17 protein-coding genes are annotated in these 19,161 nt (G+C 51.8%); 13 read left to right on the top strand and 4 right to left on the bottom strand.

Going from position 1 to position 19,161, the window contains the following annotated elements:
* From ACO0LE_RS05930 to ACO0LE_RS05920, 3 genes are all read left to right on the top strand, one after another.
* On the top strand, window positions 1–213 hold a 213-nt coding region (locus tag ACO0LE_RS05930), incomplete at its 5' end, for an integrase core domain-containing protein (protein WP_422959495.1).
* A gap of 236 nt (window positions 214–449) precedes the next feature.
* Window positions 450–746: a hypothetical protein gene (locus ACO0LE_RS05925; RefSeq protein WP_422959494.1), complete on the top strand. Its 297-nt coding sequence runs from the start codon at window positions 450–452 to the stop codon at window positions 744–746.
* An 11-nt stretch (window positions 747–757) separates the two neighbouring features.
* Complete coding sequence (locus ACO0LE_RS05920; protein ID WP_422959493.1) at window positions 758–1,717, top strand: hypothetical protein; 960 nt, start codon at window positions 758–760, stop codon at window positions 1,715–1,717.
* A gap of 103 nt (window positions 1,718–1,820) precedes the next feature.
* Here ACO0LE_RS05920 and ACO0LE_RS05915 read toward each other — a convergent pair whose 3' ends face one another.
* Window positions 1,821–2,996 (bottom strand): acetyl-CoA C-acetyltransferase, encoded by a 1,176-nt coding sequence (locus ACO0LE_RS05915; protein ID WP_422959492.1) that lies wholly within the window; start codon window positions 2,994–2,996, stop codon window positions 1,821–1,823.
* Window positions 2,997–3,232: 236 nt separating this feature from the next.
* A complete protein-coding gene (locus ACO0LE_RS05910) occupies window positions 3,233–3,793 on the bottom strand; it encodes a phasin family protein (protein ID WP_422955348.1) in 561 nt (186 codons plus the stop codon).
* Window positions 3,794–3,992: 199 nt separating this feature from the next.
* Here ACO0LE_RS05910 and ACO0LE_RS05905 point away from each other — a divergent pair, with 199 nt between their 5' ends.
* From ACO0LE_RS05905 to ACO0LE_RS05890, 4 genes are all read left to right on the top strand, one after another.
* Window positions 3,993–4,511 (top strand): 2,4'-dihydroxyacetophenone dioxygenase family protein, encoded by a 519-nt coding sequence (locus ACO0LE_RS05905; RefSeq protein WP_422959491.1) that lies wholly within the window; start codon window positions 3,993–3,995, stop codon window positions 4,509–4,511.
* A gap of 29 nt (window positions 4,512–4,540) precedes the next feature.
* Window positions 4,541–5,599 carry a sensor histidine kinase gene (locus tag ACO0LE_RS05900; protein ID WP_422959490.1) on the top strand — a complete coding sequence of 353 codons (1,059 nt, stop codon included), beginning with the start codon at window positions 4,541–4,543 and terminating at the stop codon, window positions 5,597–5,599.
* A complete protein-coding gene (locus ACO0LE_RS05895; protein ID WP_422959489.1) occupies window positions 5,587–6,351 on the top strand; it encodes a LytR/AlgR family response regulator transcription factor in 765 nt (254 codons plus the stop codon). Before ACO0LE_RS05900 ends, ACO0LE_RS05895 begins: the two co-directional genes overlap by 13 nt.
* Window positions 6,352–6,435: 84 nt before the next feature.
* A complete protein-coding gene (locus ACO0LE_RS05890; RefSeq protein ID WP_422959488.1) occupies window positions 6,436–7,716 on the top strand; it encodes an acyltransferase family protein in 1,281 nt (426 codons plus the stop codon).
* Here ACO0LE_RS05890 and ACO0LE_RS05885 read toward each other — a convergent pair.
* Window positions 7,679–8,869 (bottom strand): serine hydrolase domain-containing protein, encoded by a 1,191-nt coding sequence (locus ACO0LE_RS05885; RefSeq protein ID WP_422959487.1) that lies wholly within the window; start codon window positions 8,867–8,869, stop codon window positions 7,679–7,681. The genes ACO0LE_RS05890 and ACO0LE_RS05885 overlap by 38 nt on opposite strands.
* Before the next feature lie 853 nt (window positions 8,870–9,722).
* On the opposite strand from ACO0LE_RS05885, the gene ACO0LE_RS05880 reads away from it, so the two are divergent.
* The 4 genes from ACO0LE_RS05880 (at window position 9,723) to ACO0LE_RS05865 (ending at window position 15,634) form a co-directional block, all read left to right on the top strand.
* Window positions 9,723–10,820 (top strand): SGNH/GDSL hydrolase family protein, encoded by a 1,098-nt coding sequence (locus ACO0LE_RS05880; protein ID WP_422959486.1) that lies wholly within the window; start codon window positions 9,723–9,725, stop codon window positions 10,818–10,820.
* Window positions 10,821–10,841: 21 nt separating this feature from the next.
* On the top strand, window positions 10,842–11,519 hold the full coding sequence (locus tag ACO0LE_RS05875) for a hypothetical protein (RefSeq protein ID WP_422959485.1): 678 nt from the start codon (window positions 10,842–10,844) through the stop codon (window positions 11,517–11,519).
* A 5-nt stretch (window positions 11,520–11,524) separates the two neighbouring features.
* The gene (gene lnt, locus ACO0LE_RS05870; RefSeq protein WP_422959484.1) at window positions 11,525–13,999 is read left to right on the top strand and encodes an apolipoprotein N-acyltransferase; all 2,475 of its coding nucleotides are present in this window, start codon (window positions 11,525–11,527) and stop codon (window positions 13,997–13,999) included.
* A gap of 357 nt (window positions 14,000–14,356) precedes the next feature.
* Complete coding sequence (locus ACO0LE_RS05865) at window positions 14,357–15,634, top strand: glycerate kinase type-2 family protein (protein WP_422959483.1); 1,278 nt, start codon at window positions 14,357–14,359, stop codon at window positions 15,632–15,634.
* A 193-nt stretch (window positions 15,635–15,827) separates the two neighbouring features.
* On the opposite strand, the gene ACO0LE_RS05860 is transcribed toward ACO0LE_RS05865, so the two are convergent.
* Window positions 15,828–16,166 (bottom strand): hypothetical protein, encoded by a 339-nt coding sequence (locus ACO0LE_RS05860; protein ID WP_422959482.1) that lies wholly within the window; start codon window positions 16,164–16,166, stop codon window positions 15,828–15,830.
* 295 nt (window positions 16,167–16,461) lie between these two features.
* On the opposite strand from ACO0LE_RS05860, the gene ACO0LE_RS05855 reads away from it, so the two are divergent.
* Complete coding sequence (locus ACO0LE_RS05855) at window positions 16,462–18,054, top strand: ABC transporter ATP-binding protein (RefSeq protein ID WP_422959504.1); 1,593 nt, start codon at window positions 16,462–16,464, stop codon at window positions 18,052–18,054.
* Window positions 18,051–19,127, top strand: a complete 1,077-nt coding sequence (locus ACO0LE_RS05850; RefSeq protein WP_422959481.1) for an ABC transporter permease — start codon at window positions 18,051–18,053, stop codon at window positions 19,125–19,127. The genes ACO0LE_RS05855 and ACO0LE_RS05850 overlap by 4 nt, the downstream gene beginning before the upstream one ends.
* Window positions 19,128–19,161: the final 34 nt, after the last annotated feature.

Raw genomic sequence — 19,161 nt, 5'->3', positions numbered from 1 at the left:
GAGTTTATTCAGCCAGGGCAGCCGCAGCAGAACGCCTACGTTGAACGCTACAACCGGACGGTGCGCTACGATTGGCTGGCGCACCACCTGTTTGATTCGCTCGAAGAGATCCAAGATTTTGCCACCAGCTGGTTATGGACTTACAATCACGACCGGCCCAACACGGGCATCGGCGGCATCACCCCGAAACAGAAACTCGCACTTGCCGCATAGCCTCTACTCATAGCTCGCGCTAAAAATGGGGGGATTACCAACCCACTATTGCAAAACCAGGAACAATTTCACCATCAGACGTTATTATTATTGGCGATGTTGATTGTAGTGACGGTCACCAGTCTGCCTCGTGCGGTTTTGGTGATAACAGTGGCTGGACTAATCCAGGTAACAATGGTGGTGGCGGTCCGGCTGGAGATAACGGCGGCGGTGGCGGCGGTGATGCCCCGATAGAATTGGCAAGCAACGGCGACACAAGATGTGCAGCAACGTCACCTGGCATTAAGAATACAACATCACTTAGCGATGAAACTGATCGCTATTTGGCCGCAATTGCTGTTTTTCGTACGATGACTTTAACAGGTAAAATCCAGGCAAATAAAGCTGGTTATTTAAAAATCACATTCGCGGATGGTGGCACTGAGAATTGGTTTGTCACGGAGCCAATGATGTCAGATGGCGGGATGATCAAACAACCGGGTAGCCTAGTCAAAGGTGATGGCATACCTAAAGCTAAAACTTGCACTGCTTGAAAGGAAATTTTGTGAGTAAATCTTCTCGACTAGCAGTCGTCGTTTTGTTTATTGTTGCGGGTGCTTATATCGTTGGCTGGAATTTATTCAAAGCTAACGATACAACCACACTATCTGTTACCGAAGAAACTGTGCGCCCTAAAGGAAGAGAGTTTCTCTCCATGCCTGATAACTCTCAAAATACGTCGACTCTGGATAGTAATGCACCCAAGACTGACGAGACTGATTCAATCAATCCTTTGCATCGCGCACTGTTAGCCGCAAAAGATCTACGTGTACTGTCGGAGAAATTAAAGAATCAACCAGAAGATGGCGGGCTTTATTATGCAGCAGTAATTAATCAGCGGTGCTCTGGAATTAATGATCGTATGGCAGCAAATCTATCCACTGACAGTAATACCTCCCATGAACTTGCAACCAAACGTGAGGCTTCTCTGAACAAGCTGCGCGGTCAATGTCAAGGATTTTTAAACAGTGAATTGTCCGTGGACGAATTGGCCACGCTGTACAAGTCCTCGAAAAAAGACCCTTTGATGAATATTGCAACACAACTAAGCAATGCAATTAACTCTGGTACTGTAGATCAAAAAAGAAGCGCGTTGACGGCGTTGATTAACTCTAAAAGTCCAGAGCTCATTAATGCAAAACTTATCATTTACAATGAAAAAGGTCCGTACTTTAATGGCGTCTCGTACACCATTGGTGAAAATGGAAGCGCATTTCTTTTGACGTCCGCAGTAGCACTTGCTCAATGCAAACTTGGCGGCGAATGTGATGCAAATGATTTCGCGGTGCTGAACGCATGCGCGACAGAAATGATTTGCGCGGAAAATAAAGATGAATTAATAAAAAAGCGCATCCAGTTAATGAGCAAAAATCCTGGCGCAGACATGGATAAAATCAACGCATTAACAGATCAGTTAGTCGTAGCGCTAAAGAATAAAGATGTAGATAAGTTTATACCGCGATAAGCCAGCATATTTAACGATATCGCCATGATGATCAAACACATATAAGACTGAAATAAAAATTCCCGTCGACAACGGGAATTTTTATCAGTTTCTAATAACTAAATTAACGCTCGATCGCCAGTGCGACGCCCATGCCACCACCAATACACAGACTTGCCAGGCCTTTTTTGGCGTCACGACGTATCATTTCATGGATCAGGCTTACCAGAATACGAGCACCTGATGCGCCGATAGGATGGCCGATTGCGATCGCCCCGCCGTTGACGTTGATCTTGCTGGTGTCCCAGCCCATTTCTTTGTTCACGCCGATTGCCTGTGCAGCGAAGGCTTCGTTAATTTCCATCAGATCAAGGTCTTGATGAGTCCAGCCAGCCTTGCGCAGGCAGAGTTGTGCTGCGGGTACCGGCCCCATGCCCATGATGGTCGGATCAACACCGGCGGAGGAGTAGGCTTTGATGCGCGCCAGTACTGGCAGACCCAGCTCTTCGGCTTTGCGTGCTGACATCATGATGACAGCGGCTGCGCCATCGTTGAGGCCGGAGGCATTGCCTGCGGTGACGGTGCCGTTCTTGTCGAATGCCGGACGCAATGCTGCCAGAGATTCCAGCCTTGCACCGTGTTTGATGAACTCGTCACTATCGAACACGGTTGTGCCTTTTTTACTGGCGATTTCCAGCGGAATAATTTCATCCGCAAACTTACCTGCTTTTTGCGCAGCTTCTGCCTTGTTTTGTGATGCCAGTGCGAACAGGTCTTGTTCTTCGCGAGTCATACCATATTTCTTGGCGACGTTTTCGGCAGTGATACCCATGTGGTATTGGTTGTACACGTCCCACAAGCCATCGACGATCATGGTGTCGACCAGTTTGGTGTCACCCATGCGGAAACCGTCGCGCGAGCCATTCAGCACGTGTGGCGATGCGCTCATGTTTTCCTGTCCACCGGCAATAATAATATCGGCGTCACCGGCTTTGATCGACTGGGCGGCGAGATGTGTCGCCTTGAGACCGCTACCGCAGACTTTATTGATCGTGAATGCAGGCACCATAGTCGGCAAACCCGCTTTGATGACGGCTTGACGCGCCGCGTTTTGTCCTACGCCCGCGGTCAGAACCTGACCCAGGATCACTTCATTAATCAGATCAGCGCTCAAACCCGTTTTGGCTAACAAGCCTTTGATAACATGCGCGCCCAGATCGGATGCGGCGATTTTTGCCAGTGAACCACCAAATTTGCCTACTGCGGTGCGACCTGCAGCAACGATGACGACGTCTTGCATTTGATTCTCCTAGTTGAAATGCTCTTCATAGAGCCTGATGTGTGACGGTATTTTAATGCCAGCGCGCAGATAGCGCCTGTGGGATCGACGTTTTAGGCAAAAAAATAGACCCGACGTTTCCGTGGGCCTATTTTTTTGATGCGAAGTGTCAGTGATGTAGCGATAATTTGTGCTTACCTTGGTATTAGCGTTAATTAACGCAGCACAATCACCTGACAGTCATGACTTGCGTCAGATTACTTCTTGCTGCGAGTAGTTTTTTCAGCAGCTTGTGTAAATTGCTGAGTTGCTTTTGCCAGATTGTCTTCCAGCGTCTGTACTGCTTGTTTGCTGGTTTTAGACAATTGCTCGTAACCTGCATTGATATTACCGACAACAGCTTTCAACGCAGTTACTGCCTGCTCGGAACCAGCCGGTGCGTTTTTTGTGACTTCGTCGATCAAAGCGACAACTTTCGTGTTTGTCTCAGCGATATGGGCTTCAACTGCTTTAGTGAATTCAGCTTGAGTAGCGGAAGTGATCGATGCCAGGTGACGGCCATAAGCCAAGGCTTTTTCTGCACTTGGTTGTGCTTGAGCAGCTGTCAAAGAAAAGAATTCTTTTGGATCTTTTGCACTAACGAGTTGCTTAGCAGCGGCAGTACCTTCTTCGATACTTGCTTTAGCCGCATTAACGTTCAAAGCAACGAGTTGCTCCAAACCTTCAAATGCTTTTTTGTTCAATGCTGTCAAAGAAGCGAATTGCGCTTCGAGACTGGATTTAGTCGCAGCGATAAATTGTTCTGGTGTTGTAAACATGGCGTTCTCCTGAGGAAAAATGATAAAAAAATGAGGATTTTCACAGCGCTTTCCATCTCATTTACCAAATGGTGCGCCGCAACAATTCTTATTCTACGCGCTTATTTTTGACGGTCAAGTAATTTTTGTGCACTGCACCAAAATATTTGTAACAGCGTCTTTTTGGACGAAATCCCCGCTGACATGAGAAAATATTGCTATGAATACAAATACCTTACATAGTCCTGGCGATCACTCTGCCAGTACCTCCGTCACCTTATTCTCTACCCACTGCGCCGATTTACCCTGGGTGCGCTGGGCGATGCCTGGCGCGCAATTCAAATTACTCAGCGCTGATCCGGACAGTGGTCGTTTCTCATTGATGATCAAAGTCGAAAAAAACAGCCTGGCCCCCTTACATCGCCATGTCGGTGCGGTCGAAGGCTATATTCTCGAAGGTGGCTTCCATTATCACGACGACCCGGCGACTCGCTTTGTTGCAGGCGATTATCTGCTTGAAAAAGATGGCGCAATACACCGTCCTGTCAGTCCGGAAGGTGCCGTCATGTTTGCCGTGTTTCATGGTTCTGTCGAGGGCATCGCCGAAACAGGTGAAGTCATCGGTACAATCGACTGCCAGTGGCATATGCGTGCCTGGCAATCGGCACTGGATAAAATCGCCAGCCAATCCGGCCAGAAAACGCTTACGTCGTCGCAGGTCGAATCATTTCAAGTTTAATCATTTTCTGAAACCAAGATCAGGCAGCCATGTTCTCAACCCGTAGCAAAATCACGACCGGTATTGCATGGCTACTATTCACCTTATTGATGGTGCTGGTCGCCATCCAGGACTATCGCCGTGAAGGCGGCACCGCCATATGGCAACCGATCTTGTGGGAGAGTTCCTCTGCGGTGGTCGGCCTGTCGCTGTGGCTGACGCAAAGATGCTGCACGCAAAAGTATGACTATCTGCTGGCGACCCCATGGCGCTGGTTCGGCGTGCAATTGCTGTGCATGCCGCTGATATGCCTAAGCTTTGTACCTCTCACGTTTGGAATACGCCATCTGGTGTATTACTGGATGTCTACCACGTACCGGCACGACTCCTGGCCGCAGCTATATTTTTATGAGTCATTAAAACTCTCGATATTTTTTGGATTGTTTACCGTGATCCTGTTCGGGATTTTGTCTTACTTTAACCTGATCAAAGAAAAACTCGCCACCGAACGCTCAAATGCTTTATTTCGACAGGCGCAATTGCAAAGACTGTCACAGCAGATGCAGCCGCATTTTTTATTCAATGCTCTCAACACGATCTCCTCCTTGATGCATACCGATGTCGAGCGAGCCGATGCGACCTTAATACAGTTAGCCGATGTATTACGCGCCACGCTGGAAGTCAGTGAATTGCACGAGGCGCCACTGGCTACAGAATTACGGCTGGTGCGCGGCTACGCTCAGGTGATGGCAGAACGCTATGCAGACAGAGTCGCCATCACGTGGCAAATCGACGAGAATGCATTGGCCTGCACTTTGCCGGTCATGAGCCTGCAACCCTTGCTGGAAAATATTTTCAAACACACGGTAGAGCAATGCCGCCAGCTCACGCAGATTCAGATTGTGGCGCAGCGTGAAGGGCAGTCGCTGCTAATCAGAATAAGTGACGATCAGGGCACGCTCAAAGCCAGCAGCGCCAATCCGGGATTGGGATTGCGCAATATACGTGAACGGCTGGTACTGATGTATGGTAATGCCGCCAGCCTGGTACTCATACAACTTGAGCCTGCCGGTGTGCAAGCGGAAATGCGTTTGCCATGCGCATACTGATCGTTGATGACGAGCGGCCGGCCAGAGATAAACTGCGCAGGCTGTTGAATCAGGAAACCGATATCAGCGCCATACAGGAAGCTCGGGATGCCTATGAAGCGCTGCACATCATTGCAGAATTTCAACCAGATGTCGCCTTCCTCGATATCCAGATGCCAGAAGTCACGGGCATTGAGCTGGCGGCGTCTCTCCCCTCACCTGCGCCGCTAATCGTCTTCGTTACGGCCTATGATCAATATGCGATCCGCGCATTTGATGCCAATGCGATTGATTACCTACTGAAGCCCTTTGATCAGGCCCGTTTGCAGCGTGCCTTGCTGAGAGTGCGAACCCGGCTGCAAGAGCGTGTGCCAGATGACAAGCTCGCTTTGAGCGCACAGCTAACACCCCCAACGGCGTCCGCGTACCCGGTACAGCAATTACTGATCACGGAGCGCGGCGTCACACGTGTGGTCCGTACCGAACAAATACGCTGGATAGAAACCGCCGATAACTATGTGGTCCTGCATTGTGAACATGAGCATACCCTGATGCGCCAGACCCTGAGCAGCCTGCTCGACACTTTGGGTACGCAGTTTGCCCGCTGCCATCGCCGCGCTGCAGTGCAGTTAGGCTGGATAGACCGGATTATTTCGCTGGAAAAAGGCGATGCAGAAATCGTACTGCGCTCTGGTGAACATGTCGTTTGCAGCCGCCAGTACCGGCTAGAACTCATCGAAAAAATACAGGCGAATCCGTCTCGCCCCGGCTAGCACCCGTTTCGCCCCATTCTGCTAGATCAGCCGCATCGTGTCACTTATTCTGAACTACGTTCTCATCTTTCAGAAGTGATCACCATGGATCGACACACTACACCGTTATCGCCAACACCGGCATCCCGTCTATACTTTCTGGACTGGGTGCGGATATTCGCCTTTATGCTATTGATCGTGTATCACACAGGCATGTATTACGTGACCTGGGGTTTTCATATCAAAAGTGATTTTGCAAGCGACGCGATAGAGCCGCTGATGATGCTGTCGTCGCCGTGGCGGCTTAGCCTGCTGTTTATGATCTCAGGTGTGGCGTCGGCTTTTATGCTGAAAAAGCTGAGCGCCAGCCAGTTCATACGACAACGCAGCAGCCGCCTGCTGATTCCGCTCCTGTTCGGCATGCTGGTGATTGTGCCGCCTCAATCCTATTTTGAAGTGGTAGAGAAAGTTGCATATCAGGGCAGCTATCTCGACTTCATGCAACTGTATCTGAAAGGCTATCACGGCTTTTGCGACAAAGACGGCTGTCTGCGCCTGCCCACCTGGAATCATCTCTGGTTCGTCGTCTACCTCTGGACTTACAGCATAGTACTTGGTGCACTGATGCTGAGCCAGGGTAAACGCTTTGACGCGATCTCAGAGTTTCTCGGACGCTGGCTGAGTGGCTGGAAAATTGTATTGATTCCAATGGCGATCTTGGCACTGGAACGGATCACCTTGTTTTCGCAATTCCCGTCTACCCATGCGCTGGTGAACGACTGGTATAACCATGCGAACTATTTTGTCGTGTTTTTACTTGGCGCGCTCATGGCGACGCAGACCAAATTCTGGGCCAGTGTCGATCAGCAACGCTGGATGAATCTTGGTCTGGCCCTGAGCTGCTGGAGCTTGTTGATAGTGTATTACGCCATCGGTGACAAGATCATCCCCGCTGCGCAAATCGAATTCTGGCGTCATCTACAACGTGTGGTGTATGCGCTATGCCAGTGGAGTGCCATCCTCGCCGTATGCGGCTTTGCCCACCAGCACCTACAGTTCGACAGCAGCAAACGCCGTTATTTAACCGAGGCTGTTTTCCCTGTGTACATCCTGCATCAGACGCTGATCATCGCGATGGCGCATTTCTTCAAACCAGCCAAACTCAATCCCGTACTTGAAGGCATGATCCTCATTACGCTGACGATAACGCTGAGTTTTGGCTTGTTTGAAATCGCACGCAGAATAGCGATCTTGCGTCCACTATTTGGTCTGGCAAAAATCAAACAAGCTCAGTCACAGGTACAGGATGCGAACCAAGCGGTTAGCCAATCCGATCAAGCTACTGCGCTCAACCTACCGCGAGTGCCTGATAGGCAAGGCGTTTAAACTCAAACGAAAACGGATGCCAGAAACTCATCTGACGCTGCGTCATCAGCACACCCGCAATCTGATGACGCGGAGAAATCCACCAGTGTGTGCCAGCGATACCGCCCCACTCGAATTCTCCGGCAGATCCAGCAGGATCAATCGACGACGGTTGCAAGGTGACTGCGCCACCAAGGCCAAAACCTTTACCCGGTACATTTCCAACGCCGGGAAAAGCGATACCGCTGCCCTTCGGTAAATGGCTCTGCATCATCAGCGTCATTGTCTCATCACTTAAAAGCCGCGGACCGCCTTTCATCAGGCTGCGCATTAGGGCTACCATATCAAGCAAACTGGAGACCAGTCCGCCGCCACCCGATAAGCGGGGTACGGACGTGACGAAAGCACCGGGGTAAGGCGACTTTTCCAGACGTTTCAGGCCACGCTGCAAAATATTGGCCGGATCGCTACCAGCGTAATAGGCAGTCAGCCTGTCCAGCTTCTCGACTGGAACGACAAAGCCCGTGTCATGCATACCCAGCGGGTCGAAAATAGATACTTTCAGATACGCATCAAAACGCATACCACTGACCACCTCGACCAGACGCGACAAGACATCGGTCGCAATCGAATATTCCCATTTAGTACCAGGATGAAAAGTCAGAGGCAAATCTTCCAGCACATCAATCATCGCAGAGAGAGGCGTCATTGCATTCATGACCTTACGCTCAACATACGCTTTATAAATCGTACTGCCATGATCGAGTAAGCCATAGCTCAAACCAGATGTATGGCTGAGTAACTGACGTATCGTGATCGAAGATTGTGCTGGTTCCGTATCATCAATACTCGTAGCGCCGGGACGCAATACGCGGCGCCGCGCTAATTGCGGCAGATAGTGCTCGATGGCGTCGTCCAGATGTAATTTTCCTGCTTCCATTAATTGCAGTACAGCTATCGAGGTCACTAGTTTACTATTCGAAAAAACCCGAAACAAATGATCTTCCCGCAACGCAACCTGACTCTCTTTATCCGCCCATCCGGCGCAATGTACATCAACCAAATCCTGTCCGACCAAGATCGCCGTGGACACTCCCGCCAGGATGTCTTTATCGATGTAACGCTGCATGGCGTGGTGTACTTTACTAAAGTCGTGCTTAGTCTGATTTGTCATGGGTTACCTTCGGTTGTCTCTTAAAAATTTTAGATTGTTCTAATTGTTATTTAGCTAGCTCTAACAGAATTGACTACTTACTGACTTAATTCATCTGTCCCTTCTCCATCCTACCTTTTACGGAAAAACTATGTCCTAGCCGCAAGCTTTCAGCTGCAAGGCTTACTCATCAAAACATCGGCATTCATTTTTAGAGGTGACACACTAAATCAACGCAGAGTGTTTGTGAACAAAGCTTTCGCCAAAAATAGCCATTTTTTCTTCTAGTTTTTGTTGCATTGCAAATTGACAACATAGCTCTTCGTTTCGATACTTGCGACCGATTAGAGACGAATGCACGTTCAATCAAATAAAAATTTCATCACTAAGAAGACGCATTTCCTGATCACTTTTCCTGTTTCTGTTCTACGGTTTTACCTGGTTTTTCTTCCCATGGTTTACACGCAGGAGTTTGATAATGAAGCTGATATGTCTTTTTACAAAAGTACTGTTCACCGCACTCCCGATCATATCAAGTAACGCCTACGCCGTTAGTCATGCAGTAGCTCCGCACACGCCTGAAACCGCGATACAAATTATTCCTGGCAACGGCCTCTCTCCATAACGTGGACCGCCTACCAGGTCTATAAGCTACGGTTTTGTACCGACCGGATACATCACAGCGCATCAACAATCTTTTCTCGTCAGATGCAAGGTGACTTTCGTACCCATGCTGTTTTTTGTAAAAGAAAAAATCTAACCACAATACTGAAAAATTGAAAGGAGAGCATCTTCAACAACTAAACCTTAAGCAAAAAACATATGAAATAACGATAAAAATACCACCCAGAGATTCACTCAAAGGAGACACAACATGAATAGGAAATTCCGTACCGCACTACACACATGGTTGCCCGCACTTGTCTTGCCTGCCCTGCTTGGGTTTGGATCAGAGGCGATGGCCAGTACTCTGAACCAAAACGTTTCCTGGACCATTGACCGCGCTGGCACTACCTCCAAATACCGCGTAGTGGCCTATGGCGATTCTATCTACGCCGGTTACAACGGCTCGATCAGCAATGCGGCGAAATATTCAGCACCGACAGTCGACGCGGAATATCTCTCTGCATTGTGGAACGCCGATATTGAGAGCGTACGCCGCACCAAGTCCGGGGCGATTGCTTCAGACGTTTATCAAAACAAGATCGTCGCAGAAAAATCCTATATGCAGGCCAGTTCTACTCGCGTCGTCACGTTCGAAATGTGCGGCAACGATGGCTTGCAGGCACGCACCAGTTTCAAGGGCCAGACCGGCACCTGTGATTACACCGTGCTGACGACAGCAGAAAATAACTGCAAAGCGAACGTGGCGGCAGCGATGGATTACATCAACGCCAACGCCTATGCCGGTGTCAAGCTCAAGGTCGTCTCGAACCTGCATTATCCTGGCTATGCTGCGGACAACACACAGAGTTCATGCAAAGATGCGACAACCGGCGCAACGGTGAAAATGCAAGACAAATTCTTACCAGTACTCGCCCGGATGAACTTCATGATGTGCGACACTGCGCGCCAAAAAGGTTTCCAGTGTGCGGATAACTTTGCCCAATACATGGGTGCAGATTACGACAGCAATGGCGACGGACAGATCGACTCCGATGCACTGCGCTACGTGAATGGCGAAAGTCAGGCAAGTTACGTCACTCGTATTACCTCAACACTGCGCTCTACTATCCGCGACGCCAACACACACTTTGTTTCGGCCAGCAGCAGCTACGACTATATCCAGTCTGACGACACCCATCCGACTTACAACGGCAGTACGGTCTCCGCCGGTCTGTTTAGCAGTACCACTGGCACGGGTGCGCCACGCTATACGACATTTACTGGCGGCAAAAATCCGATCTGGAACCAGTATGGGCATGAGCGTATGGGCTGGGCGGTATCGACGTTTAATCCGGCGACACCTTAATCAGCCGGAGCCGATCATCCCATGAGCGCACCGCGCCGTTCTGGCCCGCCATCACCCAAACAGGGCGCTGGCGGGCGCACCTGGCAACCATCCGTCGCCTACCTCGCTATCGCCATTGCGCTGGCGCTGGTCGCTGGCGGACTGGTGTTTTTGTTGCTGTCCTCGGCAGAAGATCCCGCCGATCTTGCCGCCAAGATGGCCGCTCAGCCAAGCTCAGCAAGCGGCATGGCTAGCTGGCCGCCGCCGATGCCAGTAACCCCAATAACGTCGGCGCAAGATATGTCGAAAACTTTACCGGAAGGCGATGCCGATCCGACGCGTGATCTGTCCAGCTATGTAATGCGCGGTGAAAATCCGACCATGCCCGAAGTCATCGAGCGTCTGCATCAGGCTGGCATCCATTCCGGTCTGGGGGCATTCTCTTTGCCGGGCACCCGTCCACCGATGATCGGACTAGCGGTACCCGAAGATTTTGTGCTGCCTGCTGGCTACGTGCGCCATCATCAGGCCACCGATGACGGACAGCGTATTGAAGCGATTCTGATGTTTGCGCCTGACCACCAGTTTTTTGACGCTAATAAGCAGCCTGTCGTGATTCCAGCGAATCGCGTGGTACCAGCCGAACTCGCACCGCCCGGCTTCCCTATCCGGCATATCGTTATCCCTGCACCTGTCGAACAACAAAAATCCGGACACTGAACTCCATGATCTTATTTTCGTCTCCCATCGTACGAATTGCCACAGGCATTTTCGCGAGCGCGCTTCTCTCTGGTCTGTATGCACTTGGCGGCGCTGGCTGTCTGCTTGGTTTTATTCTTTTCGTGCCATGGCTATTGACGCTAAACGGCCAGCAGACACTGACCGGTACGCTGGTGTCCGCCTATGTGATGTCGGTCGCCTATACCGCAGCAGTATTTGCCTGGTTTGGATTTGCTATCGGCAGTTATACGCAGCTCGGCGCGTTCACTGGCCTGTCGGTGCTATTGCTGGCAGCACCGCTGTTTCAACCGCAGTTCCTGGCCTTTGCTGTAGTACGTTATCTTGCTGGCCGCCAGCATGGTCCAGTGCTCCGCGCATTTGCAGGGGCCGCGGCGTGGGTAGCGACGGAATGGCTGGTGCCCAAGCTCCTCGGTGACACACTCGGGTATGGACTTTATCCATCCCGGCTGCTGCGTCAGGCTGCCGATATTGGCGGTGCGGCAGGGCTTACGGTCATGCTCTTGCTGGCGAATGAAGGCATCGCCGCCGCCATCGCAGGTCGTACGCAGGGCTGGCGCTCCATTGCTAAACCCCTCGCACTCAGTGCACTGTTGCCACTACTGCTGGCAGGCTACAGCCTGAGCATACTCTCCGCAATATCCGCCCCGGTAGCCGCTGGCAAGCCGCTTCGCATGGGATTAATCCAGGCGAATATCGTAGATTACGAACGTCAGCGGCAGGAAAAAGGTGCCCATGCCGTGGTGAGAGAGGTACTCGATAAACATTTTGCGATGACTTATGACGCAGTGGTCCGTCAGCGTGCAGACGCGGTGATGTGGTCGGAGACCATTTATCCGACCACGTTCGGCCATCCCAAAAGTGAGGCGGGCGCCGAGCTGGATCAGGAAATTCTGGGCATCGTCAATGCGGCCGGGGTACCGTTCGTCTTCGGCACCTATGATCGCGATAGGGCAGGAGAATACAACGCGGCGGCGTTCGTGGTACCCGGAACAGGACTGTTAGGTTTTTATCGGAAAACCCGGCTGTTTCCGCTTACCGAATACGTGCCTGCATGGCTTGACAGCGCAGTGCTGCGGCGCTGGCTGCCATGGACGGGTAACTGGCGCCCTGGCAATGGTGCACGCGTCTTTCCGTTGCGTCTCGCCGATGGTCGAGATATTCCGGTATTGCCCTTGATCTGTCTTGATGATGTCGACACTGGCCTCGCCATCGACGGCGCACGGCTCGGTGCACAGGCCATCCTGTCGATGTCCAACGATGCCTGGTTCAGCAATTATCCACAGGGTGCAGAGCTGCATCAGTCGGTGGCGGCCTTCCGCAGTATCGAAACGCGGCTCCCCCAGTTTCGGGTTACCACCAACGGCTATAGCGCCGTGATCGATGCCAGCGGCACCATCCTGGCCGGTGCACGCATGAGCGAAAGTACGCTGGTGATTGCCGATGTCCATGTACCTGTGCCACCGCGCACGCTGATGGTGAAGTGGGGTAACTGGGTGGGATTGGCAGGCAGCGTTTTTCTCATACTGCTGGCCGTGTTGGCGGCGTTCTCCTCATGGCTCAGGCACAGCACACAAGAGCTAGCAAGCGCATCAGAAATGAACAAGGTCCTGAGCTTTCCAGCGAGGGTGACTGTATTGCCGCCTGCTGCTCGTGTGACCGCCGGAGTATTTCGCTGCATCGCGCGTGGTGGGTTGTTATTTATGGGCGCCGTAATGCTGTTCAGCGATACGTTGCAGGGAAATACCTTGGCACAAATTCGCGTTTTTACGGCGATCTTCCTGCTCCCCGAGGCCATTGCCTGGTGTGTCCTGTTCGCCTTTGCTGCACAGCTGACACTTGAAAACGGCATGCTGGTAATCACGCGCGGCGCACAGCGCATGGAGATCGCGGTTACCGATATTGCTAAAGTCAATACGTGGCGCTTGCCCGTCCCCGGCCCGGGTATTTCGCTTTGGCTAAACTCCGGCGAGCGCTGGCATTACGGGCTTGCGCTTGCCAATCCATCTGCCTTTATTCGTGCCCTGCGGCTGGCTGGCAGTACCACGATGCAAGAGGACAAATCCTCACGCGGGACCATGTATGCGCAAGCCCGGTTTGCGATGCGGCGCGGACGTCTGGATCAGACGCTGGTGAAATTCGTCCTGTTGCCATTGTTGCTCGTGCTGCCGGCCTTTCATTTGCATCAGCACATCGCTTACGGCAGCGGTTTCGGCGAATACTATAGCTTCGGCATGAAGGCCTATCTCACGGGTTTCGCGCTCTGGTGGGCCGCCTGGACAATCGGTGTGGCGCTAGGCGGTGCCGCGCTGCGCACCTCGATTGAAGCGCTCGCTCTGCTCGGCGCACTCGTGCGACCAGAGCAGGCAATCAGCGTCCGCCGCGTGCTGGAACGATGCGGGCTGGCGATACTCTATCTTGGCCTGCCAGCCTGGTTGTTTCTGCGGATCTATAACAGCTAGGTGCGAATCTCTGCAACGCAGTTGCTCAGCAACCTAGTGCCACTCAAATATAGTTTTTTGAGACTTCACATATTGAATCCGCAACCTGGGTGCGGCTTTCCAAGGCATTTCAGGCCAGCAGGCCCATCTGGCTTGCGGATTCGTTTTGGGGAAATTTTTAAAAACGCTGGTTCACAACAACGCTCATCTCACTGACAAAACACGCAGCAAGATGCTTGTAAGGAACGTGACAGTTCATATCGGGTTTGGTTTATGATGGATCGTCTTATGTTGTATTGAATTTTGACGCCATTGTTCATCCTGTTCTCACCGTATTGAGCCTGCGCGTCCGCCCTTCCACACTGACCAAAGCCTGCGATGACGATTACCGATCCCGACTCTTTTTTACGTTCTTTGTACCAGGTTGCGGTTGCCGCTGTCAGTGCAGAAAAATGCCTGCCTGCTTTTTTGCCGTCACCGCCCGTCAATGGCCGCACGCTGGTGATCGGTGCCGGTAAAGGTGCGGCGGCGATGGCGCGAGTCGTTGAACAGCACTGGCAGGGTAAGGCATCGGATCTGTCGGGCCTGGTCGTTACCCGCTATGGACATGGTGCTGAATGCAAGTACATCGAGGTCATTGAAGCAGCACATCCCGTACCGGATGCCGCGGGTCAGCAGGCCGCCGCACGTATTTTGCAGATGGTGCAAGGCTTGACGGCAAACGATCTGGTGCTCTGCCTGATCTCCGGTGGCGGCTCGGCTTTACTCGCCTTGCCCGCCGCGGGGATTACACTGGAACAGAAACAGCAAATCAACAAAGCCTTGTTAAAAAGCGGCGCCAGCATCAGTGAAATCAACTGTGTACGCAAACACCTGTCGGCAATCAAAGGCGGCAGACTAGCACTAGCCTGTGGTGCCGCTAAAGTCGTGACCCTGCTGATCTCGGATGTGCCTGGCGATGAAGCAGGCGTCATCGCCAGCGGCCCGACTCTGCCCGATGCGACCAGCTGCGAACAGGCGCTGGCGGTCCTGCATAAATATGCGATTACCATCCCCGACGCAGTTCAAGAGCACTTACGTACTGATCAAGCGGAGACACCGAAGCCCGACAATCCCTTATTCGCCAGTCACCAGCATCACATCATCGCCACCGCGCAAGATGCGCTGGAGGCAGCGGCAGCAGCAGCCCGTGCCGCTGGTATTATGGCCTACATATTGTCAGACGGTATCGAGGGGGAAGCACGCGATGTCGGCATGGTGCATGCGGCACTGGCCAGGCAGATTGCCGATAAAAATCAGCCTTTCAGCAAACCTTGTGTGGTCCTGTCCGGCGGTGAAACTACCGTCACCGTGCGTGGAAAAGGTCGCGGCGGGCGTAATGCCGAATTTTTGCTGAGTCTGGTCAAAACTCTCGACGGACATCCGGGAATTTACGCGCTGGCCTGCGACACCGACGGTATTGACGGTTCGGAAGATAATGCCGGTGCAATTTGCTCCCCGGATACCGTGAAACGCGCAGCCAGTCGGGGTTTGCGGCCAGCAACGATGCTTGACAACAATGACGGCTATAGTTTTTTTGAAGCGCTTGGCGACCTGATTGTCAGTGGGCCGACGCTAACCAATGTGAATGATTTCAGAGCGATACTGATTACTTAATCATCCTATGGGACGATGCATCACAATGACGCTGCAAAATGACGCTGCACAACGGAGAACAGGATTGATTGACAGGCACCGGCTATGATCGCTTTGATTTTTCACAGCGAACAATATCAGCGCGATGTGCGCAGGTATTGTTCGCTGTTGGTGATGTGAACGATATTGATGATGTTATCGATGCGGACCGTAATTATTTAGGTGCAGGCAAGTTGAATTTTGCACGGCAAGTGGTGCGCATTTGTTTTTCTTCTTTCATACTCTGTTCCAGCGGCGGCGGATTGCCAGTGTTCTTGGCTGCGCGCGTCGCCCTCTCGGTGAACAACTCTGAAAAACATTCGCAATACTCCTGAAGCTTAGGATTTCCCTTGAGATCCGCTTCGCCGCCATATTCAACAGGCATCTTGATACCTTGAGTCATGCACATTTCTGCATAAGGACTTGGCGATTTTGGCGCAGGAGTGGCCGCTTGGGACGTAGCCGTTGCCAACAATAAAGTAGCGAACAGCGTGGCAAGTAAAGAGATCTTCATAAGGGTCCGTGAGTGGTTAAAAATGCCGTATCCGGCGGTCAGATAGTATGAATTTATCATTTTAGCAAAGATCATGTTTATTTATTTCTTCGTACGTTGCGCCCATTAACATCTTGCATCGCATTCTGGCGCAGATCTTGCGTCAGCAATTCCGTAGTTTCTGTCAATAAGTACTACTTATTAGCATTGTTTATCAGCACTGTGTAGAGAACGAAAAACGCTGGCGGCAATTTATAATGCCAGCAACCGATTTTTGTTCATTCCCTTATTTCGCTTCAGAAAGCTCACCTTGATATTGCCTGAATCCGCTATCAGCACGCCGCCAGTAACACCGCTAAGGCTGGAACTGACGGGGATTTCCAAGCGCTACCCGGCAGTCGTTGCCAACGATCAAGTCAACCTGCAAGTCGCCCCCGGAGAAATCCATGCGGTACTCGGCGAAAACGGCGCAGGTAAATCAACACTGATGAAGATCATTTTTGGTGCAGTCAAACCCGATGCCGGTGTGATGCGCTGGAACGGGCAGGAAGTCCTTATCCGTAATCCGCAAGAAGCCCGGCAGCTTGGCATCGCTATGGTGTTTCAGCATTTTTCCCTGTTTGATACCTTGACCGTGACGGAAAATATCGCGCTCGGTTTGCCATCTGGTATCGATATGGATGAACTCGCGATGCAAATACGCCAGACGGGCGACAACTATGGACTGGCGCTGGAGCCGCACCGGCATGTGCATACGCTGTCAGTTGGTGAAAGACAGCGCGTAGAAATCGTGCGTGCCTTGTTGACCAGACCGCAGTTGTTGATACTCGATGAACCAACCTCGGTACTGACACCCCAGGCCGTGCAAAAATTATTTGTGACGCTGAGAAAAATTGCGGCGGAGGGATGCAGCATTTTGTATATCAGCCATAAGCTTGATGAAATTCGCGAACTTTGTCATCAAGCGACCGTCATGCGCGGCGGCAAAGTCACGGGCAATTGCGACCCGCGTCAGGAGAGCGCTGCCAGTCTGTCACGCCTGATGATCGGTGCGGAACCGGAACAGCATCCGCGCAGCACCACACAAAGTTTAGGTGAGTTGCGCTTAAAAATCACTCAGCTCAGTTTGCCGAAAGCGCATGCCTTCGCCACGGCATTAGACAATATTACGCTCGATCTGTTTGGTGGAGAAATCGTCGGCATCGCCGGGATATCCGGTAATGGTCAGCAAGAATTGCTAGCCGTGCTATCCGGTGAGGATCGGCGCGCCAAGCCCGATATGGTGCGGCTAAAAGCTAAGGCTGTCGGGCATCTGGGCCCCAAAGCCCGCCGTTCATCAGGACAAAGCCTGGTGCCGGAAGAACGTCTGGGACGCGGTGCGGTACCTGAGATGAGCCTGGCCGACAATATGCTGCTATCGCATCAGACCGCACCGCTGGTCAGCCACGGAATGATTCAGTTCCGTCAGGTGACACAGCTTGCGGCACAAATCATTGATCGCTTCCGCGTCAAGTCATCTGGACCGGGTGCGTTAGCAAAAAGTCTGTCCGGTGGCAACTTGCAAAAATTCATTGTCGGTCGCGAGATCATGCGCAAACCCGATGTATTCATTGTCGCCCAACCTACCTGGGGCGTCGATGTCGGTGCTGCCGCACAAATTCATCAGGAGATCCGACTGCTCAGAGAGTCGGGTTGCGCCGTTCTGATCATCTCAGAAGAACTCGACGAGTTGTTTGCCTTATGTGATCGCCTTTACGTCATCGCTAAAGGCAAGCTCTCTCCATCGGTCCCGACAGCGGACGCAACAAGAGAACAAATAGGATTGTGGATGAGCGGTTTATGGAATGAACGGATTGAGGCGACGAACAACAAACTAATGACGCATAACGCCGACGGGGACTCCGTATGAGCAAGCCTTTGTTCGCATTAGAATTACGCGCGACACCGTCCAGACCATGGGCTTATTTATCGCCGCTACTAGCATTGACGTTGACACTGCTACTAGGCGCACTCTTGTTTATCGCTTTAGGTAAAGATCCTGTAAGAGGGCTACAGGTATTTTTGCTGGAGCCGATTAAAAGTAAAGCGGCGATTGCAGAACTGTTACTCAAGACAACACCGCTGGTCTTATGCGCATTAGGTCTCTCGGTATGTTACCGGGCCAACGTCTGGAATATCGGCGCTGAAGGTCAGTTGATCGTTGGTGGAATTGCAGCAGGTAGTACGATCCTGATGTTTGATAATGGCCTGCACACACTGTCCGGCGGCATGGTCTTGGTGTTGGCGACAGGTGCAGGAATTGTGGGCGGCGCTTTATGGGCGTCTGTCACGGCCTTACTCAAGGACCGTTTTTATGCCAATGAGATTCTGGTATCGCTAATGCTGACTTACGTTGCGCAGCTCCTGCTGATGTATCTGGTGAACGGTCCGCTGAAAGATCCGCATGGCATGAATTTTCCACAGTCCAAGGTATTTTCGAGTGACTACATTCTGCCAACATTGTTTGCAGGAAGCCGTTTGCATATCGGTTTTATCGTGATGCTGGTCGCGACGGCGGGCATGGCGATTTTTATCTACCGTAGTTTTGCAGGCTATCGCTTGACCGTCGGCGGACTTGCACCACTGGCGGCGCGCTATGCCGGTTTTTCCAGCCGCAAAGCGCTGTGGACATCGCTGCTGATCTCGGGCGGGTTTGCCGGACTGGCAGGGGCATTTGAAGTCGCTGGCCCCATCGGCCAGGTCTTGCCATCGATTTCTCCCGGTTACGGTTTTGCCGCGATCATCGTCGCCTTTATCGGGCGACTGAATCCCATCGGCACTGTTTTTGGCGGGATCATTTTGTCGCTGTTTTATCTTGGTGGCGAAATGGCGCAGTCACGACTGGGTTTGCCGTCTGCGATCACTGGCTTATTCCAGGGGATGTTGCTGTTTTTATTGCTGGCTTGCGATACCTTGATTCACTATCGCCTGCGTTGGAAATAGAGAATGTTCTTCCGCTCACGGAAGCGGATGAAAA

The organism is Undibacterium sp. Xuan67W, from assembly GCF_049340165.1.
In the GTDB taxonomy this organism is placed as follows: Bacteria; Pseudomonadota; Gammaproteobacteria; order Burkholderiales; family Burkholderiaceae_D; genus Undibacterium.
The sequence above is the reverse complement of the archived record's forward strand: the minus strand, read 5'-3'. Positions and strand labels throughout refer to the sequence as shown.